This window comes from Burkholderia semiarida (assembly GCF_029268935.1).
Taxonomy (GTDB): domain Bacteria; phylum Pseudomonadota; class Gammaproteobacteria; order Burkholderiales; family Burkholderiaceae; genus Burkholderia; species Burkholderia semiarida.
The window spans coordinates 314313-335067 of record NZ_JAHLCL010000007.1; the positions used below are offsets into that span (position 1 = coordinate 314313).

At 67.9% G+C, this 20755-nt stretch carries 17 protein-coding genes; 4 read left to right on the plus strand and 13 right to left on the minus strand.

What is annotated here, in order from left to right; genetic code table 11:
- Positions 1–10: 10 nt before the first annotated feature.
- The gene (locus KPB06_RS14405; RefSeq protein ID WP_275906137.1) at positions 11–973 is read right to left on the minus strand and encodes a LysR family transcriptional regulator; all 963 of its coding nucleotides are present in this window, start codon (positions 971–973) and stop codon (positions 11–13) included.
- Between the two features lie 152 nt (positions 974–1125).
- On the opposite strand from KPB06_RS14405, the gene KPB06_RS14410 reads away from it, so the two are divergent.
- Positions 1126–1530 (plus strand): RidA family protein, encoded by a 405-nt coding sequence (locus KPB06_RS14410; protein WP_275906138.1) that lies wholly within the window; start codon positions 1126–1128, stop codon positions 1528–1530.
- 161 nt (positions 1531–1691) lie between these two features.
- Here the strand turns inward: KPB06_RS14410 and KPB06_RS14415 are convergent, their stop codons facing one another.
- Both KPB06_RS14415 and uraH read right to left on the minus strand, forming a co-directional pair.
- Complete coding sequence (locus KPB06_RS14415) at positions 1692–2885, minus strand: urate hydroxylase PuuD (protein WP_275906139.1); 1194 nt, start codon at positions 2883–2885, stop codon at positions 1692–1694.
- 53 nt (positions 2886–2938) lie between these two features.
- Positions 2939–3292 carry a hydroxyisourate hydrolase gene (uraH, locus tag KPB06_RS14420; protein ID WP_060966249.1) on the minus strand — a complete coding sequence of 118 codons (354 nt, stop codon included), beginning with the start codon at positions 3290–3292 and terminating at the stop codon, positions 2939–2941.
- 507 nt (positions 3293–3799) lie between these two features.
- On the opposite strand from uraH, the gene KPB06_RS14425 reads away from it, so the two are divergent.
- Entirely contained in the window at positions 3800–5212 is a 1413-nt protein-coding gene (locus tag KPB06_RS14425; RefSeq protein WP_275906140.1) for an 8-oxoguanine deaminase, read from the plus strand.
- A 133-nt stretch (positions 5213–5345) separates the two neighbouring features.
- Here the strand turns inward: KPB06_RS14425 and KPB06_RS14430 are convergent, their stop codons facing one another.
- Both KPB06_RS14430 and KPB06_RS14435 read right to left on the minus strand, forming a co-directional pair.
- Positions 5346–6275 carry a LysR substrate-binding domain-containing protein gene (locus KPB06_RS14430; RefSeq protein ID WP_006478550.1) on the minus strand — a complete coding sequence of 310 codons (930 nt, stop codon included), beginning with the start codon at positions 6273–6275 and terminating at the stop codon, positions 5346–5348.
- A gap of 210 nt (positions 6276–6485) precedes the next feature.
- The gene (locus tag KPB06_RS14435; RefSeq protein ID WP_006493215.1) at positions 6486–6695 is read right to left on the minus strand and encodes a dodecin; all 210 of its coding nucleotides are present in this window, start codon (positions 6693–6695) and stop codon (positions 6486–6488) included.
- Positions 6696–6839: 144 nt separating this feature from the next.
- Here KPB06_RS14435 and KPB06_RS14440 point away from each other — a divergent pair, with 144 nt between their 5' ends.
- Complete coding sequence (locus KPB06_RS14440) at positions 6840–7733, plus strand: NAD(P)-dependent oxidoreductase (RefSeq protein ID WP_104012063.1); 894 nt, start codon at positions 6840–6842, stop codon at positions 7731–7733.
- 66 nt (positions 7734–7799) lie between these two features.
- Here KPB06_RS14440 and KPB06_RS14445 read toward each other — a convergent pair whose 3' ends face one another.
- The 4 genes from KPB06_RS14445 to KPB06_RS14460 form a co-directional block, all read right to left on the minus strand.
- Positions 7800–8246, minus strand: coding sequence for a hypothetical protein (locus KPB06_RS14445; protein WP_006488003.1), 447 nt, complete (start codon positions 8244–8246; stop codon positions 7800–7802).
- Positions 8247–8579: 333 nt separating this feature from the next.
- Positions 8580–9011 (minus strand): large conductance mechanosensitive channel protein MscL, encoded by a 432-nt coding sequence (gene mscL / locus KPB06_RS14450; RefSeq protein WP_059585158.1) that lies wholly within the window; start codon positions 9009–9011, stop codon positions 8580–8582.
- Between the two features lie 238 nt (positions 9012–9249).
- Complete coding sequence (locus KPB06_RS14455) at positions 9250–10431, minus strand: tetratricopeptide repeat protein (RefSeq protein ID WP_275906141.1); 1182 nt, start codon at positions 10429–10431, stop codon at positions 9250–9252.
- Positions 10432–10522: 91 nt separating this feature from the next.
- A complete protein-coding gene (locus KPB06_RS14460; protein ID WP_059585160.1) occupies positions 10523–11203 on the minus strand; it encodes a PspA/IM30 family protein in 681 nt (226 codons plus the stop codon).
- Between the two features lie 465 nt (positions 11204–11668).
- Between KPB06_RS14460 and KPB06_RS14465 the strand changes: the two genes are divergently transcribed.
- Positions 11669–14185 carry a penicillin-binding protein 1A gene (locus KPB06_RS14465; RefSeq protein WP_275906142.1) on the plus strand — a complete coding sequence of 839 codons (2517 nt, stop codon included), beginning with the start codon at positions 11669–11671 and terminating at the stop codon, positions 14183–14185.
- Positions 14186–14268: 83 nt separating this feature from the next.
- On the opposite strand, the gene KPB06_RS14470 is transcribed toward KPB06_RS14465, so the two are convergent.
- The 4 genes from KPB06_RS14470 to mfd form a co-directional block, all read right to left on the minus strand.
- A complete protein-coding gene (locus tag KPB06_RS14470) occupies positions 14269–14703 on the minus strand; it encodes a DUF3574 domain-containing protein (protein WP_060316651.1) in 435 nt (144 codons plus the stop codon).
- Between the two features lie 145 nt (positions 14704–14848).
- Positions 14849–15868, minus strand: coding sequence for a threonine/serine dehydratase family protein (locus KPB06_RS14475; RefSeq protein ID WP_275906143.1), 1020 nt, complete (start codon positions 15866–15868; stop codon positions 14849–14851).
- A 60-nt stretch (positions 15869–15928) separates the two neighbouring features.
- Positions 15929–17149 carry an acetylornithine deacetylase gene (argE, locus tag KPB06_RS14480; protein ID WP_060316642.1) on the minus strand — a complete coding sequence of 407 codons (1221 nt, stop codon included), beginning with the start codon at positions 17147–17149 and terminating at the stop codon, positions 15929–15931.
- Positions 17150–17275: 126 nt separating this feature from the next.
- Positions 17276–20746, minus strand: coding sequence for a transcription-repair coupling factor (mfd, locus tag KPB06_RS14485; protein ID WP_060316639.1), 3471 nt, complete (start codon positions 20744–20746; stop codon positions 17276–17278).
- Positions 20747–20755 lie beyond the last annotated feature (9 nt).

Sequence of the window (20755 nt, forward strand, 5' to 3'; positions counted from 1 at the left end):
TTCAGGCGAATCAGGCCGCCGCGCCCTTGCGCGTGTCGCGCGCACCCTGACTGCGGCGGCGGCTCGCGACCGGCGCATGCCGCGCCATCAGCTCGGCCACCCAATCGACGAATACGCGCAGCTTCGCGCTGACGTGCCGGTTCGGCGGGAAGGCGACATACATCGGCATCGGTTCGAGTTGCCACTGCTCGAACAGCGGCACCAGCTCGCCGCTCGCGCGATGCGCGGCGGCCATGTAGTCCGGCAGCCACAGGATGCCGAGCCCCGCGAGGCCGGCTTCGAGGTACGCATTGCCGTCGTCGACCGCGAGCACGTAGCGCCCGCGCACGTTGACCTGCTCGCCGTCGCGTGCCATCGCGAACGGCAGCGTCTTGCCGGTGCGCGCCCACAGAAAGCCGACGACCCGGTGATGCGTATCCTCGAGTTCATCTGGATGCGATGGCGTGCCGGCGCGCGCGAGATAGGCGGGCGATGCGTACACGCCGAGCCGCAGGTCGCCGATGTGGCGTGCGACCAGCGCGCGGTCGGTCGGCTCGCCGCCGCGCACGACGCAATCGACGTTTTCGCCGATCACGTCGACCACGCGGTCGCTCACGCCCATGTCGAGCTGGATGTCCGGATGGCGCGCATGAAACGCGGGAAGCGCCGGGATCAGGATCAGGCGCGCGAACGGGGTCGGCACGTCCACCCGCAGCCGCCCGCGCGGCGACGCCGACGCCGCGGACAGGCTCGTTTCGGCATCGTCCATGTCGGCCAGCAGCCGCACGACGCGCTCGTAGTATGCGGCGCCGTCCGCGGTGACGACGACCTTGCGGGTCGTGCGATTGAACAATTTCACGCGCAGTCGCGCCTCGAGCTGCTGCACCAGTTGCGTGACGGTGGTGCGGCTCATGTGCAGCGTGTCGGCTGCCTTCGTGAAGCTGCCGGCTTCCACCACGCGGGCGAACGCCTGCATTGCGTCGAATCGATCCATCGGGTCGGGGCTCCGCGTCGGTCGCAGATTGTTTGGGGCGAGCAAACAGTGTTGGACAGGGTTGCCGGTTTATCCGCCGCGCAACGGTCCTTAAAGTGCCTCCATCGTTGATGCAAGGGCATGTCGCCCGACAAGACCGATGGAGGTGTCGAATGGCAAAGCGTAGCGTAGTTTTCCCGCCGGGTCGCCAGGCGCTGTACGACCGCAACCGTTACTCGCCGGCGCTGCGCTCGAACGGCTTCCTGTTCGTGTCCGGGCAGGTCGGCAGCCGAGAGGACGGTTCGCCCGAGCCGGAACTCGGCGCGCAGGTCCGCCGCGCGTTCGACAACCTGAATGGGGTGCTGCGGGCGGCCGGCTGCACGTTCGACGACGTCGTCGACGTGACGGTGTTCCTCGTCGATCCCGAGGCGACGTTCGAGCGCGTCTGGGAAATCGTGCCCGAATACTGGGGCGACGCACCGCATCCGACGCTGACCGCCGTCGGCGTGACCTGGCTGTACGGCTTCCAGTTCGAGATCAAGGCGATCGCGCGGCTGCCGGAGACGGTCGACGCGTGAGTCGAGCGTTGCGGTTCGACGTTCCGCGAAGCGGACGACGCGATGCGCGACCGACGCGCGAAGCGCATTCAGCTCCGCGCGGGCAAAAAAACGGGCCCGTCACCGGGCCCGAGAACGAGAGGCTGGCGCCGGCGAATGATTTCCGGTGCCCGGCGGGCGGCTTACTTGACCGCGCCGCCCTCGAACCACGCGGCGAGCTTCGTTCGCTCGTCGTCGGTCATGTGCGTGACGTTGCCGATCGGCATCGCCTTCAGGCGCACGGCCTGGTCGTAGATGCGCTGCGCGTTCTTCGACACTTCGTCGGGCGTGTCGAACATCACGCCGGCGGGCGCGCTGCCCATCAGCGTCGGCTTGGCCGAGTGGCACGCGACGCAGCGCTGCTGCAGGATCGGCATGATGTCGTTGATCACGATCTTCGGTGCGTTGGCCGCTTGCGCTTCCGGCGCCACCGGCTTCGGCATCGTCCACACCAGCGCGCCCGACAGCAGCGCGACGCCGCCGATCGGCAGGTACCACAGCTGCTTGCCGCGGTGGCGCATCACGAAGAACTGGCGAATCAGCGCGCCGGCCAGCATGATCAGCACGAGCACGACCCAGTTGAACTTGTTCGTGTACGTCATCGCATAGTGGTTCGACAGCATCGCGAACACGACCGGCAGCGTGAAGTAGGTGTTGTGCACCGAGCGCTGCTTGCCGCGCTTGCCGTAGATCGGATTCGGTTCCTCGCCCTTGAGCATCTTGTCGACCATCTTGCGCTGGCCCGGGATGATCACGAAGAACACGTTCGCCGACATGATCGTCGCGAGCATCGCGCCGACGATCAGGTAGGCGGCCCGGCCCGAGAAGATGTGGCATGCGAGGTACGCGGCGATGACGACGTACAGGCCCACGCAGATGCCGAGCACGCGGTCGTTGGTGCCGACGATGCGGCACAGCGAGTCGTAGACGATCCAGCCGGCCGCGAGGAAGCCGAGCGCGGAGGCGACGGCGACCACCGGGCCCATGTCGAGCACGTTCTTGTCGATCAGGTACGTGTTCGGGGCGAGCAGGTACAGCACGAAGAACAGCGTGAAGCCCGACAGCCACGTCGTGTACGACGGCCACTTCGACCAGTGCAGGTCGTCCGGCATTTCCGGCGGGGCGACCGTGTACTTCTGCATGTTGTAGAAACCGCCGCCGTGGACGTGCCACAGCTCGCCGAACACGCCGCGCTTGCGCTGGTTCGCGTCGGTCGGCGGTTTCAGGCTGTTGTCGAGCGCGACGAAATAGAACGACTCGCCGATCCACGCGATGGCGACGATGACGTGCAGCCATCGCAGCGCGAGGTTCAGCCAGTCGGTGATGAAGCCTTCCATGAAACTCCTCCAGACTCAGATCGTTTGTCTTGATGCGGGCGCTGATTCGTCTGTCAGCTGCCGCGATAGGTGCTGTACGACCACGGCGACACGAGCAGCGGCACGTGGTAGTGCGCGCCGGTGTCGGCGATGCCGAAGCGCAGCACGACGCGGTCGACGAAGCGGGGTTCGGGCACCTTCACGCCGAGCGACGCGAAGTAGTCGCCGGCATGGAACACGAGTTCGTATTCGCCGGCGGCGAGCGCGGCGCCTTCGAGCAGCGGTTCGTCGCAGCGGCCGTCGCTATTGGTCAGCACGGTCTTGATCGCGCGGCGCGATTCGCCGTCCAGCGCGTAGAGGTCGACCTTGATGGCCGCGCCGGGACGGCCGTGCGCCGTATCGAGTACGTGGGTAGTGAGCTTTCCCATTCGTTGTGTCCTTGTGTGAATGCGAGGTTCGGCGGCGACCCGATCCATGACTGTGCGGCGGATCGAGGCTCCACGTCACGTGGCTACATACCCGTCGGCGAGCGTGAAGCGAGCGCCGTGCAGGCATTGTAAAAAGGTTCCCCGTGCAAATACGTGCGCGATATCGAAGATAATGCGCCGCGCATGAGCGGCTGTCGACGGCCCGCCCGACAGGGCTTCGCGCGTGGATGCCGGGCGCCCGGCGGGGCGGCGGGCGGCGTACCATACCGAATCCCTGAAGGACGGTATTCGGGATCGCGCATTGTGCGCGGCGCGCGCTTGGGCGATCCTCCCGCCGTGCGCGTCGGCCCGTGGCCCGCGCGTACCCCGAAGACGGCGAGCACGCCGGGTAACCGGGCCAGGGCGTTCGAACGGACGCAGGCACCGGGGCGTGCCGCGATTCAGCGTTCGAACGGCTGTGTGACCGCCTCCAGGGCAACCCGGGAGGCAGACCGACGCGGAGAACGCATGAATCTCGAGCAGCACGCCGGCGCACGCGCGCCGAACCCCACCTCATCCCGCCCGACGACGCTGCTGGTCAAGCACGCCGACGTGCTCGTGACCATGGACGACACGCGCCGCGAGCTGCGCGACGCGGGGCTCTACATCGAAGACAACCGGATCGTCGCGGTCGGCCCGAGCGCCGAGCTGCCCGACACGGCCGACGAAGTGCTCGACCTGCGCGGCCACCTCGTGATCCCGGGGCTCGTGAACACGCATCACCACATGTACCAGAGCCTCACGCGCGCGGTGCCGGCCGCGCAGAACGCCGAACTGTTCGGCTGGCTCACGAACCTGTACCGGATCTGGGCGCACCTGACGCCCGAGATGATCGAGGTGTCGACGCTCACCGCGATGGCCGAGCTGCTGCAGTCGGGCTGCACGACGTCGAGCGATCATCTGTACATCTATCCGAACGGCAGCCGGCTCGACGACAGCATCGGCGCCGCGCGGCGGATCGGCATGCGCTTTCACGCGAGCCGCGGCGCGATGAGCGTCGGCCAGCGCGACGGCGGGCTGCCGCCCGATTCGGTCGTCGAGCGCGAACCGGATATCCTGCGCGACACGCAGCGCCTGATCGAGACCTATCACGACGAAGGGCGCTACGCGATGCTGCGCGCGGTGGTCGCGCCGTGCTCGCCATTCTCGGTGAGCCGCGAGTTGATGCGCGACGCGGCCGTGCTCGCGCGCGAATACGGCGTGTCGCTGCACACGCACCTCGCGGAGAACGTCAACGACATCGCATACAGCCGCGAGAAGTTCGGGATGACGCCGGCCGAATACGCGGAAGACCTCGGCTGGGTCGGCCACGACGTGTGGCATGCGCACTGCGTGCAGCTCGACGATGCGGGCATCGGCCTGTTCGCGCGCACCGGCACGGGTGTCGCGCATTGCCCGTGCTCGAACATGCGGCTCGCGTCCGGCATCGCGCCGGTGAAGAAGATGCGGCTCGCAGGCGTGCCGGTGGGGCTCGGCGTCGACGGTTCCGCGTCGAACGACGGCGCGCAGATGGTCGCCGAGGTACGCCAGGCGCTGCTGTTGCAGCGCGTCGGCTTCGGGCCCGACGCGATGACCGCGCGCGAAGCGCTCGAGATCGCGACGCTCGGCGGCGCGAAGGTGCTCAACCGCGACGACATCGGCGCGCTGAAACCCGGCATGGCCGCGGATTTCGCCGCGTTCGACCTGCGTCAGCCGCTGTTCGCGGGCGCGCTGCACGATCCGGTCGCGGCGCTCGTGTTCTGCGCGCCGTCGCAGACGGCGTACACGGTGGTGAACGGCAAGGTGGTGGTGCGCGAAGGGCGGCTGGCGACGCTCGATCTGCCGCCCGTGATCGAGCGTCACAACGCGCTTGCGCACGCGCTCGTGGAAGTGTCGCGCTGACGCGTCGGCGCGGAGGTCGCGCAGCACGTTGCGGATCGGTTGCGCGGCCGTGGCGGCCACCGCCCGCCGCGCAACCCGCCGCGGCCACGCGCAACGGCGTGACCGGCGCGCGCGCGGGGCGCGCCCTGTGCGCTTACGCCTCGATCAGCGTGCGGGTCGCTTCGGCGACGAGGCTGCGCAGCCAGCGCACTTCGTCGGAGTAATGGCAGCGCTCGTGCCACAGCTGGTAGTACTGCATCGGCGGGAAATCGAGCGGCGCGGGCACGACCGACAGCGGCAGGAACTTCGCGTAATGATCGGCGAACAGCCGCGTGGTCGTGAAGATCAGGTCCGACTTCACGAGCACGTAAGGCGCGAGGTTGAAGTACGGCAGCGTGACGACCACGTGGCGCTTGAGCCGTTCGCGCGCGAGATGCACGTCGATCGCGCCGCGCTGGCCGACCGAGTACGGCGTCGGCGCGAGATGCGGCGCGTTCAGGTACTGGTCGAGCGTGAGCCCGCCGCGCTTCGCGAACGGGTGCGTGTTGCTCATCAGGCAGACGATTTCGTCGACGAACAGGTTCGACAGGTGCAGTTGCTCGGGCGGCTCGGGCCAGTTGCCGACGACGATGTCGAGCTTGCCGTCTTCCAGCGCGAGCTCGTAGTCGAACGCGGGGCCGAGCGAGTGGAACTCGAGCGTCGCATTCGGCGCGGCCAGGCGAAAACGTTCGACGACGGTCGGCACGAACAGCACGTTCAGGTAGTCGGGGCAGCCGATCCGGTAGCAGCGGATCGACGTGGCCGGGTCGAAGTTGTGCTGCTGGAACTTGATGCGCTCGATTTCACGTAGTGCGTTCTGCACGGGCTCGAGCAGGCGCAGCCCGTATTCGGTCGGCACCATGCCGGACTTGCCGCGCACCAGCAGCGGATCGCCGGTGATGTCGCGCAGGCGCCGCAGCGCGGCGCTGATCGCCGGTTGCGACTGGTTCAGTTTGACGGCCGCGCGCGTGACGCTGCGCTCCATCAACAAGGTGTGCAAGACGCGCAAGAGGTACGTGTCGATCGCCTCGCGTTGCTGACTCATGTTATCTCCGGGTTATATGGCTGGGCTGATCGAGGAGTGGGTGGGGTATATCGTTTTTAATATGAACGAAAATCAGCGTCAAGAGATGGATACCCGCAGGTATCCGCCGGCCGGGCCGCGACAAGGGGCCTGAACGGATGGGCGCGCGGCGCCGCGCGGATCCGTATTGCGCAGATCCGGACCGCGGCGCGACGGGTGGCGACGGGTGCGTCAGTCGTCGATGCGCATGCCGACCTTCAGCGTGACCTGCCAGTGCACGACCTGATCGCCTTCGATGTGGCCGCGCGTTTCGGTCACCTGGAACCAGTGCAGGTTGTGCAGCGTCTTGCCGGCTTTCGAGATCGCGTTGCGAATCGCGTCGTCGCTCGATTGCCGCGACGATCCGGTCAGCTCGATCATCTTGTACACGTGGTCGCTCATGATGCCTCCCTGGGATATCGATCTGTTTTGCCGGTGCAAGGCGCGGTCCCGCTTCGGTCCCGCTACGGTCCCGCGTGCGTGCCCGGCTTCTTGAGTGATAGGTATGATGGGCGGCAACTGCAACCCATATCGGAGACGACGAACGTGGAAGTCGGATTTTGCGGACCGGGATTGATGGGCGCGCCGATGATTCGGCATTTGCTGGCGGCCGGGCATCGCGTGAGCGTGTGGAACCGCTCGCGCGAGAAGGCCGAGGCGCTGGTGAAGGACGGCGCGCAGGTGGTCGGCACGCCGCGCGAGCTGGCCGAACGCGTCGAGACGGCGTTCGTGTGCGTGCTCGACGGCCGGGCGGTCGGCGACGTCGTGTTCGGCGAGCACGGGCTGCTTTCCGGTGACGCGAGCGCGCGTCGCGTGCGGCGCATCGTCGATCATTCGAGCATTCCGCCCGCCGTCACGCGCGACTATGCGGCGCGTGCGGCCGCGCTCGGCGTCGGCTGGGTCGATGCGCCGGTGTCCGGCGGCGTGCCGGGCGCGCAGGCCGGCACGCTCGCGGTGATGGCCGGCGGCCGCGCGGCCGATCTCGATGCGGTGCGCCCGTTGATCGATACGTACGCGTCGCGCATCACGCACATGGGCGACGCGGGGGCGGGCCAGACGGCGAAACTGTGCAACCAGGCGATCGTCACCGCGACGGTCACCGCGATCGCCGAGGCGGTCGGCCTGGCGCAGGCGAGCGGCATCGACGCCGCGCGTCTGGCCGAGGCGCTGGCGGGCGGATGGGCCGATTCGGTGCTGCTGCAGACCTTCGTGCCGCGCATGACGTCGGGCGGCCATCCTGCGATCGGCGCGCTGAGTACGTTTCAAAAGGATGTCGACGCCATCGCGGACGCCGCGCGCGACACGGGCGCGGTGATGCCCGTGTCGGCCACCGTGCAGCAGGTGCTGAGGCTCGGCGCCGCGCAGGGGCTGGCCGGCGCCGATTTCGCCGCGTTCATCGACATTGTGCGGCCGGGAAACGGTCGCCGGCAGGCGCCGTGACGGGCAAGCAGGGCGCGTGAATGGCAGATGGGCCGCCCGGAGGCGGCCCATCGAATGACTGGCGGATCAGCCGAGCGAGCGGGGTGTCGTATCGCCGGCGTTCTGGCGGCCGAGGCCGCCGCGCAGGCTCGCTTTCGTGCCCGCACCAAACTCGGGCAGGATGCGCGCACGCGCGCGACTGGCGAACACGAGGAAGCCGAAGCCGTTCGCTTCGTACCAGTAACCACCGTTCTCGAGGCCGTCGAGCGGTTGCTCGAGCGCGTTGGCGATCGATTCGATGCAGCGCTTGCGCAGCTCGGCGATGGCCGGATAGGGCGGCTGCGCGCCGCGCACGCTGCACAGGAGCACGTCGAGGCCGGGCAGCACGTGCGCATAGAGGACGGGCTCGTCCTGCGCGCGGGCGCGGGCAATCTTGGTGTCGAGCTGGGCAAACGGCTTCGAGTGGCGCAAGACCGCGAGGAACGACTCCTGGCCATCCTGCGGCGCACGCCGACGTTTTTTCGGGAAGGACATAAACACTCGCCTCAAAAACAATTGCAAGAAATGCGGCACTTTCATGCGACCCACTCCCGGCTATGTACGCCGCATGTCGATCCTTTATAGCACACGAAAATGCTGCATTCGTGCAGTACGACGATCAATGTCTCCCGTCGACCTGCTCGCCATGATCGACACAGCCAGCGTCTTGGCGCCCGTACTGTCGTTTAGTCTCCATCATAGACCTGCTTTTCCCGCGCGTGCATTCGCCCGTCACAAAAAAGTGAGATGGGCCGCATGCGGCGGTGCATCGCATGCGCAATAAAAAGGCCCGCACGGGGCGGGCCTGGCACGCGAAGCGTGGCGCGATCAGCGCTGCTTGAGCGAATCGCGGATCTCGCGCAGCAGCACGATGTCTTCCGGCGTCGCGGCCGGCGCGGCTTCTTCCGGCTTGCGCAGCTTGTTGATGAATTTCACCATCAGGAAAATGATGAACGCGAGGATCACGAAATTGATCGCCACGGTGATGAACGAACCGTAGCCGAATGCGGCGACGCCCGCGGCCTGCAGGTCCTTGAACGAATCGGGATTACCCTTGAACGACGGGGGGATGGTGCCGAGCAGAATGAACTTGTTCGAGAAATCCAGGCCGCCGGTCAGCACGCCGATGACCGGCATGATGAGGTCCTTCACGACCGAGTCGACGATCTTCGAGAACGCGCCGCCGATGATCACGCCGACGGCGAGATCCATCACGTTGCCCTTGACGGCGAACTCCTTGAATTCCTTGATGATGCTCATGAGCGGCTTTCTCCTGTTTGGGGGCGGGGGAGGCGTGCCGCGACGCGCAGGATTGCCTTGCGTCGAATGAGGGTCGGTGGCACGCCGATGGCCGCATGATAGCGAACGTGCCCCATTGCCGGTAGTCCATCTTGAAATGATTGACAAATCCGCGCGTCGGCAGCGGGCGGCCATGCGGCAGCGCGCGGCGTGCGCGGCCGGGCGTCGAAACGGACGTCGACGCCTGGCCGTCGGTGCTTCAGGTGTTGTCGTCGGTCCAGCCGTCGTCGTTGCTGCCGAGGTCCATGCCGCCACCGCCACCATTGCCGTCGCTCCAGCTCGAATCGTCGCCGCGGCCGAGGTCGAAGCCCGGGTCGGCCTCCTGCCGGTGGCGTTCGCCGTCGACGATCACGTCGCGTTCGACCACGCGCTCGCGGCCGCCCGACATCGCTTCGCCGAGCAGCACGCCGGTCAGGAGCCCGCCCATCCCGCCGCCGAAACCGCCGCCTTGCTGAATCACGACGGGCGGCTGCTGTTGCGGATAGGGCTGTTGCGGCGGATAGGGCTGCTGCTGATACGGCTGGCCCTGGGCGCCCGTCATGCGGTCGGCTTCCTGCGCGTACACGGAGCCGCTGCCGTTCGCCGGCGCCGCGTGCTGCGCCGCCGGGTCGGGACGGCCTTCGACGCGCGCCTTCACGCTGGCGTGGCGCTGTTCGAGTTCATCGACGCGATACGGCGGCACCGGATTCTTGCCGCTCGAGAGCGTCTCGACGAGCGTGCGCGCGTCGTTCTCGATCGCTTCGAGCTCGCCGGTCAGCGCCGCGGCGCCGGGCGCCGTCGACAGCTTCGCATCGAGCTTCAGCGGCCGGATGTCGTTCAGCACGTCGGTCGCGCGCTTGAGCTGCGTGCGGCGTTCGTCGTCGGCGCGGCCGTCGTCGGCCGTGCGCGCGCGTCGCAGCGTCCAGCGCAGCACCAGCGCGATCACGGCGACGATCAGCCCGAGGCCGATCCACATGCCGGTCGACGGGCCGTGTTTTTCGGCCGGCGCGACGGCGGGAGCGAGCCCCGGCTGCAGGGTGCCCGCCTGCGCGGCCGACGGCGCGTTGCCGCTCACGCGCGCGGCATCGGCGCGAATGCGCGACTCCGTCTGCGCGAAGCGCGACGCGTCGGTGAACTTCAGTTGCGGATCGAGCGATTTCGCGCGCTGCAGTTGCGCGAGCGCGTCGGACGCGCGGCCTTCCCGGTCCAGCACCTGCGCATACAGGTAGCGCGCGTGCGCGTTGTTCGGATGGGCGTCGATGACTTGCGACAACTGCGTGTCGGCTTGCTGCCAGTTGCGCTGCGCGATCGATTGCTCGACCTGCTGCAGCGACGGGACCGCAAACGCGGCGGACGACAGCAACATCAGCGAGAGGCCGAGTGCGGCGAGAGATTTCTTCATGGTCGAACCGGGCGCGACGCGCCCGTCTCCTGACGATCGGTTCGCGCCGCGCGCCCGGGCCGGGGCGCGACGCGGGGGCTCGCGGCGGCGGTTACTGCGCGGGCGTATCGAGCTGCTTCTTCAGCGCGGCGAGACGATCTTCGACCGACGGGCCCTTGTTCAACGCGGCGAGCTTGTCCTCGAGCGCCTTGCCGCTCGACGTGTCGGCGGAATTGAGGCGCGCGTCCGAGCGGGCGTTCTGCAGCGCGACCTTGTCCTCGAGCTTCTGGAAATCCTCGGACAGGTTCTTGCCGCCGATGCCGCCCAGCGCGCTGGCGGCCACGTCCTTCGCCTGCGCGATTTCCTGCTTGGCCTGCAGGATGTTCGAGCGCGCGTTGAGGTCGTTGCGGCGCTGGCGCATGTCGGCGATCTGCCCCTTCAGCTTGTCGACCGACGGCTCGAGCGTCGCCAGTTCGGCCGCGAGCGCATCGCGCTCGGCTTCCGCGTTGGACTGTGCGGCGAGCGCCTCGCGGGCGAGCGCTTCGTCGCCGGCCTGCAGCGCACGCTTCGCGCCGTCCTCGTACTTCTTCACCTTGTCGTCGGCCGCATCGCGCTTGCTGCGCTGGGTGGCGACCTGTGCCTCGATCTCGATCAGCGAATTCTCGGCACGGCCGATGCTGTCGTCGAGCTCCCGCACGATCTGCCGTGCGTCGCGCGACGGATCCTGTACCGAATCGGCCGCATCGTTCAGCAGGCCTTTGATCGTGCGCGAAATAGAGTCGAAAAGCGACATGAAATCCTCCGTGGTTGAAAGGCGCCGCGTGACCGCGGCAATGCCCGCTGCGAGCTGGTCCCGCTACGGTTCCGCTACGGTTCCGGCCCGCGTGAGCCGGCGGATATTACACCACCGGTTCACTTAAATACGGCTTAAACGCGCGAGTTCAAGCGGCTCGTGCATCAGGATGCCCAACCTTTCGCGGCTGAAAGAAACGCGTGCGCACGCGCCGTGTCGCGTGTCCATCATAGGCCGAGGATGCCGACAATACGTGCCGGAAATCACGCCATTGCGGGAATTTTTACAAAAAATCGCGAAGGCCCCCGGTCGATTTCATTAAAATGCGCTGTCACGTCGCGGGAACGGATCGCCGCGCGGCGGGGTCTGTCGACGTGACAGCCGCATCTCGATGCACCCACTCTGATTCATCCGCTTGCATTTCCGCATGCGTCCGAGGGCGCCACGACCGCCCGCCATTCCGACATGCCAATTATCAAACGACCGCCTTCTTCTTCCGACAGGAACGAACCCCACTACACGCTGCGCCGTTCGCCGTCCGGAGCCTATTACCCCGATGACGACGATCGCGACGACGGCCGCCGTGCGCAGCAGCGCGGTGGCGGAGGGCGCCGCCGCACGTTCGGCTCGCGCGTCGCGCTGTGGTTCGTCGGCCTCATCGCGACGCTCGCGGTCGTCGGCGCGCTGATCGTCGGTTACGCGCTCGTCGTGATGGCGCCGCAACTGCCGTCGCTCGATGCGCTGACGAATTACCAGCCGAAGGTGCCGCTGCGCGTGTTCACCGCCGACCACGTGCTGATCGGCGAGTTCGGCGAGGAGCGCCGCAGCCTCGTGCGCTTCCAGGACATTCCCGACGTGATGAAGAAGGCCGTGCTCGCGATCGAGGACTACCGCTTCTACGAGCACGGCGGCGTCGATTTCCTCGGCATCCTGCGCGCGGGCGTGGCCGACCTGATGCACGGCGGCGCGCGCCAGGGCGCGAGTACGATCACGATGCAGGTCGCGCGCAACTTCTTCCTGTCGAGCGAGAAGACCTACACGCGCAAGATCTACGAAATGCTGCTCGCGTACAAGATCGAGAAGGCCCTGACGAAGGACCAGATCCTCGAGCTGTACATGAACCAGATCTATCTCGGCCAGCGTTCGTACGGCTTCGCGGCCGCCGCGCGCGTGTACTTCGGCAAGGACCTGAAGGACATCACGCTCGCGGAAGCGGCGATGCTCGCGGGGCTGCCGAAGGCGCCGTCCGCGTACAACCCGGTCGTCAATCCGAAGCGCGCGAAGGTGCGTCAGGAATACATCCTGAAGCGCATGCTCGACATCGGCTACATCACGCAGCCGCAGTACGACCAGGCGATCAAGGAAGAGATTCACGTGCGCACGCCGGGCAACCAGTACGCGGTGCACGGCGAGTACGTCGCCGAGATGGTGCGGCAGATGATGTACGAGCAATACAAGGACGAAACCTACACGCGCGGGCTGACCGTCACGACGACGATCAATTCGGCCGACCAGGAAGCCGCATACCAGGCCGTGCGTCGCGGGATTCTCGACTACGAGCGCCGCCACGGTTATCGCGGCCCCGAAGCGTCGATCAACCTGCCCGCGGCCGGCGACGAGCGCGACGAGGCGATCGACGACGCGCTCGCCGACCACCCGGACAACGGCGACCTGCAATCGGCGGTCGTGCTGTCGGCGTCGCCGAACGCGGTCGAGGTGCAGTTCGTCGGCGGGGCGACTACGACGATCGGCCCGGCCGGGCTGCGTTTCGTGTCGGCCGCGCTGGGCCCGCGCGCGAACAACGCGCTGCGCATCAAGCCGGGCTCGGTCGTGCGCGTGCTGAAGGACGGCAAGACGGGCTGGCAGGTCGTGCAGTTGCCGCAGGTCGAAGGCGCGCTCGTCGCGATCGCGCCGCAGGACGGCGCGATCCGCTCGCTCGTCGGCGGCTTCGACTTCAACAAGAGCAAGTTCAACCACGTGACGCAGGCGTGGCGTCAGCCGGGCTCGTCGTTCAAGCCGTTCATCTACTCGGCGTCGCTCGACAAGGGGATGGGCCCGGCGACGATGATCAACGACGCGCCGCTGTACTTCCCGCCGAGCGTGCCGGGCGGCACCGCGTGGGAGCCGAAGGACGACGACCAGCCGGACGGCCCGATGACGATGCGCACCGGCCTGCAGCGTTCGAAGAACCTCGTGTCGATCCGGATCCTCGCGTCGATCGGCACGCAGTACGCGCAGCAGTACGTGACGCAGCGCTTCGGCTTCGATCCGGCGAAGACGCCGCCGTACCTGCCGATGGCGCTCGGCGCGGGGCTCGTGACGCCGCTGCAGCTCGCCACCGGCTACGCGGTGTTCGCGAACGGCGGCTACAAGGTCGACCCGTACCTGATCGCCGAAGTCGACGACGCGCGCGGCCAGCCGATGCAGAAGTCGCAGCCGGTGGTCGCCGGCAGCACGGCGCCGCGCACGATCGAAGGCCGCAATGCGTACGTGATGAACAGCCTGCTGCATTCGGTCGCGACGGCCGGCACGGGCGCGGGCACCAACGCGCTGGGCCGCAACGACCTGCAGGGCAAGACGGGTACGACGAACGATGCGAAGGATGGCTGGTTCGCCGGCTACCAGCAGTCGCTCGTCGCGGTGGCTTGGATGGGCTTCGACCAGCCGAAGAGCCTGGGCAGCCGCGAATTCGGCGCGCAGCTCGCGCTGCCGATCTGGGTGAACTACATGCGCACCGCGCTGAACGGCGTGCCCGAGCAGCAGATGCCGATGCCGGACGGCCTGACCACGATCGACGGCGAGCTGTACTACGCCGATCGCACGCCGGGCAACGGCTTCGTCGCGAACGTCGACATCAACCCGGCCGAGAACGCGATCAGCGCGAACGACGCCCTCGGTTCCGCCGGCGCGGCAGGGCTGGCGCCGCCGCCCGTCACGCCGCAGGAGAAGCAGCAGATCATGGACATGTTCGAGAGCAAGTAAGCGATACGCCGTTCTCCGCGCATGCGACGGGCGCCTTCGGGCGCCCGTTTTTTTGCGTGCGGCCGGGCGGCAAAGACGGTGAATCAGAACGACGCGCAGGCCGGCACGACGGTCATGCCGACCGATTGCTGATGAAATCGCTCGACGTACGCTTGCCGGATCGCGGCGAGCCGTGCGCGCGTGTCCGGCGTATCGTCGGCGATGATACGGATCACGAAACTGTCTTCGCGCGTGATCGCGCCGCTCGCGCGGTCGCGCCACTGACCGTGCGTGTCCCAGTACGTGAGGCCGTCGGGGAAGCGTGGCGTGACCGTGTCGGCGAGGAATGCCGCGCGTTCGGCATCGGTGACGGGGCCGCGCCCGGCGATGTCGCGCCCGAACAGCAGGTCGGCCTGCAGCATGCGGCTTTCGCCCGGCCGCGCGCAGGACGCAGATTGCGCGGTGGAGGTGGACGAGGGTGGCGCCGCGCAACCGGCGAGCAGGGCGAGCACCGCAGCGCATGCGGCCAGCCGCCGCATCTGCCCATTTCGTGACGATCGACCTTCGCGCGCGCAAAACGCCGCCCGCTCAACCACTTGCGCGCTTGTCCGGCGGGTTATCAACAGGGCTGTCAACATAATCTGGGGATAACCCCGGGTCGGTCTGCGCACGCACGACGCGTGGTCAGTGCTGCAGTTGCGCATGCGCGAGGTGCATGCCGAGCGTGGCGGGATCGGTGTTCGTGCCCGATAGCAGCACGCCGACGCGCTTGCCCTGCAGCGTTTCGCGCAGCGGGCCGAGGAGCGCCGCGAGCGCGGCCGCGCAGGCCGGCTCCACCGACAGTTTCAGGTGCGAGAACAGGAACAGCATCGCGGTGCGCAGTGCATCGTCGGAGACGGTAACGATGCGATCGAGATGGCGCCGGCACAGCTGATAGCTGTATTCCTCGGTATGCGGCGCCATCAGCGAATCGGCGATCGACTGCATCGCGCTCATCTTGATCGTGTGATTGGCCGCGAAGCTGCGGCTCATCGCGTCGGCGCCTTCCGGCTCGACGCCGTACATGTGCACGCGCGGATTCGCGAGCCGCAGCGCGGTCGCCATGCCGGCCGCGAGCCCGCCGCCGCCGATCGGCACGATCACCGCGTCGAGGTCCGGCGTCTGCGTCGCCCATTCGTAGCCGAGCGTCGCGGTGCCGAGGATCGTGTGATAGCCGTTGAACGGATGAATGAAGAAGCGGCCTTCCTCGGCCTCGATGCGCCGCACGAGGTCGAATGCCTGCGACGCGCTGCCCGCGAGCACGACTTCCGCGCGGTACTGCTTGCACTGCGCGATGCGCGTCGGGCTCGCGGTATGGAACATCACGACTTTCGCGCTGCTGCCGAGCCGCATCGCCGCGTACGCGACGGCCGCCGCGTGATTGCCGGCCGACACGCAGGTGACGCCCGCGTTCTTGCGGGCTTCGTCGAGCGCGAGCACGTGCGTGAACGCGCCGCGTGCCTTGAAGCTGCCGCTCGCCTGCAGCAGTTCGAACTTGAAGTTGACGTGCGTGCCTTCGAGGGAGGGCAGGTCGGCGCGCTCGAATACGGGCGTGCGCGCGACCCACGGCGACAACGCGAAATGCTGCGCGGCGATTTCGTCGAGCGTCGGAATCGGCTCGCCGTCGATCGTCGTATGGGCCGTGCCCTGTTGTTCAGTCGACATGACGTGGCGGGTGGCGGAGTGGGCCGGCCCGCGCACGCGGGCCGGCGTGGCGGGAGGTAGTCAGTGCGCGTCGACCGACATGCTGCGGATGAACTTGCGCAGGAATTGCTCGCAGCCGGCGAGTTGCGCGAGTTCGACATATTCGTTCGGCTTGTGCGCCTGCTCGATGTTGCCGGGCCCGCACACGACGCTCGGGATGCCCGCGCGGGCGAACAGCCCGGCCTCGGTGCCGTACGCGACCTTGCGCTTGTCCTGGTCGGCCGTCAGCGCGCGCACGAGTTGCGTGATCGCCGCCTGTTCGGTCGCGTCGAGGCCGGGCGCCGCGGCGATCTTCGAGAACTCGATCGCGGCGCCCGGATGCTCGCGCAGCATCTGCGGCAGCAGCGTTTCCTGCGCGTAGGCTTCGATGCGCGCGAAGATCTGTTCGGGATCGAGCGTCGGCAGGTTGCGGAATTCGAAGTCGAAGCGGCACTCGGCCGGCACGGTGTTGATCGCGTTGCCGCCCTGGATCGTGCTCGTCTGCGCGGTCGTGAACGGCACGTCGTACAGTTCGTCGAACGGGCCTTCGGCGCGAAAGCGCTCGGCGATGTCGCGGATGTGGCAGATGAGGCGCGCCGCATACTCGATCGCGTTGAGCCCCTTCGGCGTCAGCGACGAATGCGCGGCGTGGCCGCGCACGCAGCAGCGGTACGCGTTGATGCCCTTGTGCGCGATGATCGGCCGCATGCTGGTCGGCTCGCCGACGATGCAGCCGGACGGCTGCACGCCGCGCTTCACGAGATCGGCGATCATCAGCGGCGCGCCCGCGCAGCCGATTTCCTCGTCGTAGGACAGCGCGAAATGGATCGGCTGCGCGAGCTTCGTCGCCTGCATCTCGGGCAGCAGCGCGAGCGCCGCGCCGATGAAGCCCTTCATGTCGCAGGTGCCGCGGCCGTACAGGCGGCCGTCGCGGATTTCCGGCGCGAACGGGTTGCTGTCCCATTGCTGGCCGTCGACCGGCACGACGTCGGTATGGCCCGACAGCACGATGCCGCCGTTCGTCGAACCGTCGTGCGCGGGCACGGTGGCAAACAGGTTCGCCCAGCCGTCGCGCGGATCGTGCGTGATCGTCGACGCGATGCCCTTCGCGGCGAGCGCGTCGCGCACCGTCTCGATCAGGCCGAGGTTCGGCACGCGGCTCGTCGTGTCCATCGACACGAGTTGCTTGACCCAGGGCAGGCTGACGAGCGATGCATCGCCTTCGGTGGCGGCGGACGGCGCCGTCGCGTCGAGAGTGGACATGGCAAAACTCCGTCTGATGAATGAGAAATCATACTCAAAAACGCGCCCGGCCGCCTTCGCCGGGCGCGATGCGGTGCAGCAACGTCGCGCCCGTCAGGATCGCATCGGCGCCGCGTCGGCGCTGCATCAACGGGCCGCGACGGCCGCCCCCTGTTTCGGGGCAAGCGCGCGCAGCGTTTCCTTGATCGTCGACACGCGGATCGCGAGGTCGGGCGAGCGCGTCTCGATGCGCAGCTTGTCCTGGCCCGCGAGCTTGATGTGGCGATGCTTCTGCACCATCTCGATGATCCGCATCGGGTCGATCGGCGGGTTCGGCTCGAACTGCAGCCCGATCGCGGCCTCGCTCGCGTCGATCTTCACGATGCCGAGCGGCTTCGCGGCGATCCGCAGCCGGTGCGTCTCGACGAGCGCGTGCGCCTGCGGCGGCAGCTTGCCGAAGCGGTCGATCAGTTCCTCCTGGATGCCGTCGATCGCGTCGCCGTGCTCGCAGTTCGCGAGCCGCTTGTACAGCGACAGCCGCTCCTGCACGTCCGCGCAGTAGTCGGCCGGCAGGATCGCGGGCGCATGCAGGTTGATTTCGGTCGTCGCGGCGAGCGGGGCGGTGAGGTCGGGCTCCTTGCCGTTCTTCAGCGCCTTCACCGCGTCGTTCAGCATGTCCGTATAGAGCTGGAAGCCGATCTCGTGGATTTCGCCCGATTGCTTGTCGCCGAGCACCTCGCCGGTGCCGCGGATCTCGAGGTCGTGCATCGCGAGATAGAAGCCCGAGCCCAGTTCCTCCATCTGCTGGATCGCTTCCAGCCGGCGCTGCGCCTGCTTGGTCAGCGACTGGGGATCGTGCACCAGTAGGTACGCATACGCCTGGTGGTGCGAGCGGCCGACGCGGCCGCGCAACTGGTGAAGCTGCGCGAGGCCGAACTTGTCCGCGCGGTGCATGATGATCGTGTTCGCGCTCGGCACGTCGATGCCGGTCTCGATGATGGTCGTGCACAGCAGCACGTTCGCACGCTGCGCGACGAAATCGCGCATCACGCGTTCGAGCTCGCGCTCGTGCATCTGGCCGTGCGCGATCACGATGCGCGCCTCGGGCACGAGCGCCTCGAGCATCGCCTTGCGGTTCTCGATCGTCTCGACCTCGTTGTGCAGGAAGTACACCTGGCCGCCGCGCTTCAGCTCGCGCAGCATCGCCTCGCGGATCACGCTTTCTTCCTCGCGGCGCACGAAGGTCTTGATCGCGAGCCGCTTCTGCGGCGCGGTCGCGATCACCGAGAAATCGCGCAGCCCTTCGAGCGCCATGCCGAGCGTACGCGGGATCGGCGTCGCGGTGAGCGTCAGCACGTCGACTTCCGCGCGCAGCGCCTTCAGCGCTTCCTTCTGGCGCACGCCGAAGCGGTGCTCCTCGTCGATGATCACGAGGCCGAGGCGCTTGAACTGCACGTCCGACGACAGCAGCTTGTGCGTGCCGATCACGATGTCGACGCTGCCTTCGTTGATCTGCGCGATCGCCGCGTTCACTTCCTTCGCGGTCTTGAAGCGCGATAGCTCGACGATGCGCACCGGCCAGTCCGCGAAGCGGTCGGCGAAGGTCTGCGTGTGCTGCTCGGCGAGCAGCGTCGTCGGCGACAGCAGCGCGACCTGCTTGCCGCCCATCACCGCGATGAACGCGGCGCGCAGCGCGACCTCGGTCTTGCCGAAGCCGACGTCGCCGCACACGAGGCGGTCCATCGGCTTGCCGCTCGTCATGTCGCCGATCACGGCCGCGATCGCCGCGGCCTGGTCGGGCGTTTCCTCGAAGCCGAAGCTTTCCGCGAATTTCACGTAGTCGCGCGGGTCGAGCGCGAACGCGTGGCCCTCGCGGGCCGCGCGGCGCGCGTACAGATTCAGCAGCTCGGCGGCCGTGTCGCGGATCTGCTGCGCGGCCTTGCGCTTCGCGCGCTCCCACTGGCCGGAGCCGAGCGCGTGCAGCGGTGCGCTGTCGGGATCGGCGCCGCTGTAGCGCGAGATCACGTGCAGTTGCGCGACGGGCACGTAGAGCTTGCTGTCGCCCGAGTATTCGAGATGCAGGAATTCGGTCTCGCCTTCGCCGAGATCCATTGACACGAGGCCCATGTAGCGGCCGATGCCGTGCTGCGCGTGGACGACCGGGTCGCCGACCTTCAGCTCGGACAGGTCGCGCACCATCGCGTCTACGTTGCTCGCCTGTTCCTGCCGGCGGCGGCCCGCGCGGCGGCCGAGCGCGCCGTAGAGCTCCGTTTCGGTGACGATCGCGTAGCCTTCGCCCGGCACCGCGAAACCGTTCGCGAGCGGCGCGACGCCGAGCGCGAAGCGCGCGTCGCTCGCGAGCCAGCTCGCGAAATCGTCGTTCGAGGATGGCCGCAGGTGATGTTCCGCGAGCAGTTGCAGGATCGTTTCCCGACGGCCGGCCGATTCGACGGTGAGCAGCACGCGCTTGCCCGACGATTCGACGAACGTGCGCAGCGACGCGAGCGGATCCTCCGCATGGCGGTCGACGGTGAGCTCGGGCAGCGCGGTCGCCCAGCCGCCGGCGGGCTGCGCGGGCAACACGACGCGCGCGAACGGCTTCGCGAACGCGAAGAAATCCTCGTCGGACAGGAACAGCCGCTGCGGCTCGAGGATCGGCCGCTCGCGATCGTGCGCGAGGAACGCGTGACGCTGCTTCGTATCGGCCGTGAAGCGGCGGATCGACGCTTCGAGGTCGCCGGTGAACACGAGGTGCGCGTCCTGCGGCAGGTAGTGGAACAGCGTGGCCGTCTCGTCGAAGAACAGCGGCAGGTAATACTCGATGCCGGCCGACGGCACGCCGTTGCCGATGTCCTTGTAGATCGGCGCGCGGCTCGGGTCGCCCTCGAAGGTTTCGCGCCAGCGGCTGCGGAAGGCCGTGCGCGCGGCCTCGTCGAACGGGAACTCGCGGCCGGGCAGCAGGCGCACGTCGCGCACCGGGTACAGGCTGCGCTGCGTGTCGGGGTCGAACGCGCGGATCGAGTCGACCTGGTCGTCGAACAGATCGATCCGGTACGGCAGCGGCGAGCCCATCGGGTACAGGTCGATCAGCGAGCCGCGCACGCAGTATTCGCCGGGCCGCACGACCTGGCTCACGTGCTCGTAGCCGGCCAGCGTGAGCTGCGATTTCAGCTTCGCCTCGTCGAGCCGCTCGCCCTGCGCGAACGCGAACGTGTACGCGGCCATGAACGACGCGGGCGGCATCCGGTACAGCGCGGTGGTCGCGGGCACCAGCAGGATGTCGCAGCGGCCCTCGCCGAGGTCGTGCAGCGTCGCCAGCCGCTCGGACACGAGGTCCTGGTGCGGCGAGAACGTGTCGTACGGCAGCGTTTCCCAGTCGGGCAGCAGGCGCACGCGCGCGTCGGGCGAGAAGTAGCGGATTTCCTGCGACAGCCGCTGCGCGTCGACCGCGTTCGCGCAGATCACCGCGAGGAGCGGCACGTCCTGGCGGTTGTCGGCGAGATAACGGGCGATGGCGAGCGCGTCGGCGGAGCCGTGCGCGCCGTCGAAGGCGAAACGCTGGCCGGGCTTGACGCGGGCAACGGGTGAAGCGGACGGGGTGGAAGCGTTATCTGGCATAGGGACGAC

What these genes read in the sequence shown, in the direction of transcription:
- KPB06_RS14405 (WP_275906137.1), bottom strand. Translation starts at nt 973, where the DNA reads ATGGATCGATTCGACGCAATGCAGGCGTTCGCCCGCGTGGTGGAAGCC.
- KPB06_RS14410 (WP_275906138.1), top strand. Translation starts at nt 1,126, where the DNA reads ATGGCAAAGCGTAGCGTAGTTTTCCCGCCGGGTCGCCAGGCGCTGTAC.
- KPB06_RS14415 (WP_275906139.1), bottom strand. Translation starts at nt 2,885, where the DNA reads ATGGAAGGCTTCATCACCGACTGGCTGAACCTCGCGCTGCGATGGCTG.
- uraH (WP_060966249.1), bottom strand. Translation starts at nt 3,292, where the DNA reads ATGGGAAAGCTCACTACCCACGTACTCGATACGGCGCACGGCCGTCCC.
- KPB06_RS14425 (WP_275906140.1), top strand. Translation starts at nt 3,800, where the DNA reads ATGAATCTCGAGCAGCACGCCGGCGCACGCGCGCCGAACCCCACCTCA.
- KPB06_RS14430 (WP_006478550.1), bottom strand. Translation starts at nt 6,275, where the DNA reads ATGAGTCAGCAACGCGAGGCGATCGACACGTACCTCTTGCGCGTCTTG.
- KPB06_RS14435 (WP_006493215.1), bottom strand. Translation starts at nt 6,695, where the DNA reads ATGAGCGACCACGTGTACAAGATGATCGAGCTGACCGGATCGTCGCGG.
- KPB06_RS14445 (WP_006488003.1), bottom strand. Translation starts at nt 8,246, where the DNA reads ATGTCCTTCCCGAAAAAACGTCGGCGTGCGCCGCAGGATGGCCAGGAG.
- mscL (WP_059585158.1), bottom strand. Translation starts at nt 9,011, where the DNA reads ATGAGCATCATCAAGGAATTCAAGGAGTTCGCCGTCAAGGGCAACGTG.
- KPB06_RS14455 (WP_275906141.1), bottom strand. Translation starts at nt 10,431, where the DNA reads ATGAAGAAATCTCTCGCCGCACTCGGCCTCTCGCTGATGTTGCTGTCG.
- KPB06_RS14460 (WP_059585160.1), bottom strand. Translation starts at nt 11,203, where the DNA reads ATGTCGCTTTTCGACTCTATTTCGCGCACGATCAAAGGCCTGCTGAAC.
- KPB06_RS14465 (WP_275906142.1), top strand. Translation starts at nt 11,669, where the DNA reads ATGCCAATTATCAAACGACCGCCTTCTTCTTCCGACAGGAACGAACCC.
- KPB06_RS14470 (WP_060316651.1), bottom strand. Translation starts at nt 14,703, where the DNA reads ATGCGGCGGCTGGCCGCATGCGCTGCGGTGCTCGCCCTGCTCGCCGGT.
- KPB06_RS14475 (WP_275906143.1), bottom strand. Translation starts at nt 15,868, where the DNA reads ATGTCGACTGAACAACAGGGCACGGCCCATACGACGATCGACGGCGAG.
- argE (WP_060316642.1), bottom strand. Translation starts at nt 17,149, where the DNA reads ATGTCCACTCTCGACGCGACGGCGCCGTCCGCCGCCACCGAAGGCGAT.
- mfd (WP_060316639.1), bottom strand. Translation starts at nt 20,746, where the DNA reads ATGCCAGATAACGCTTCCACCCCGTCCGCTTCACCCGTTGCCCGCGTC.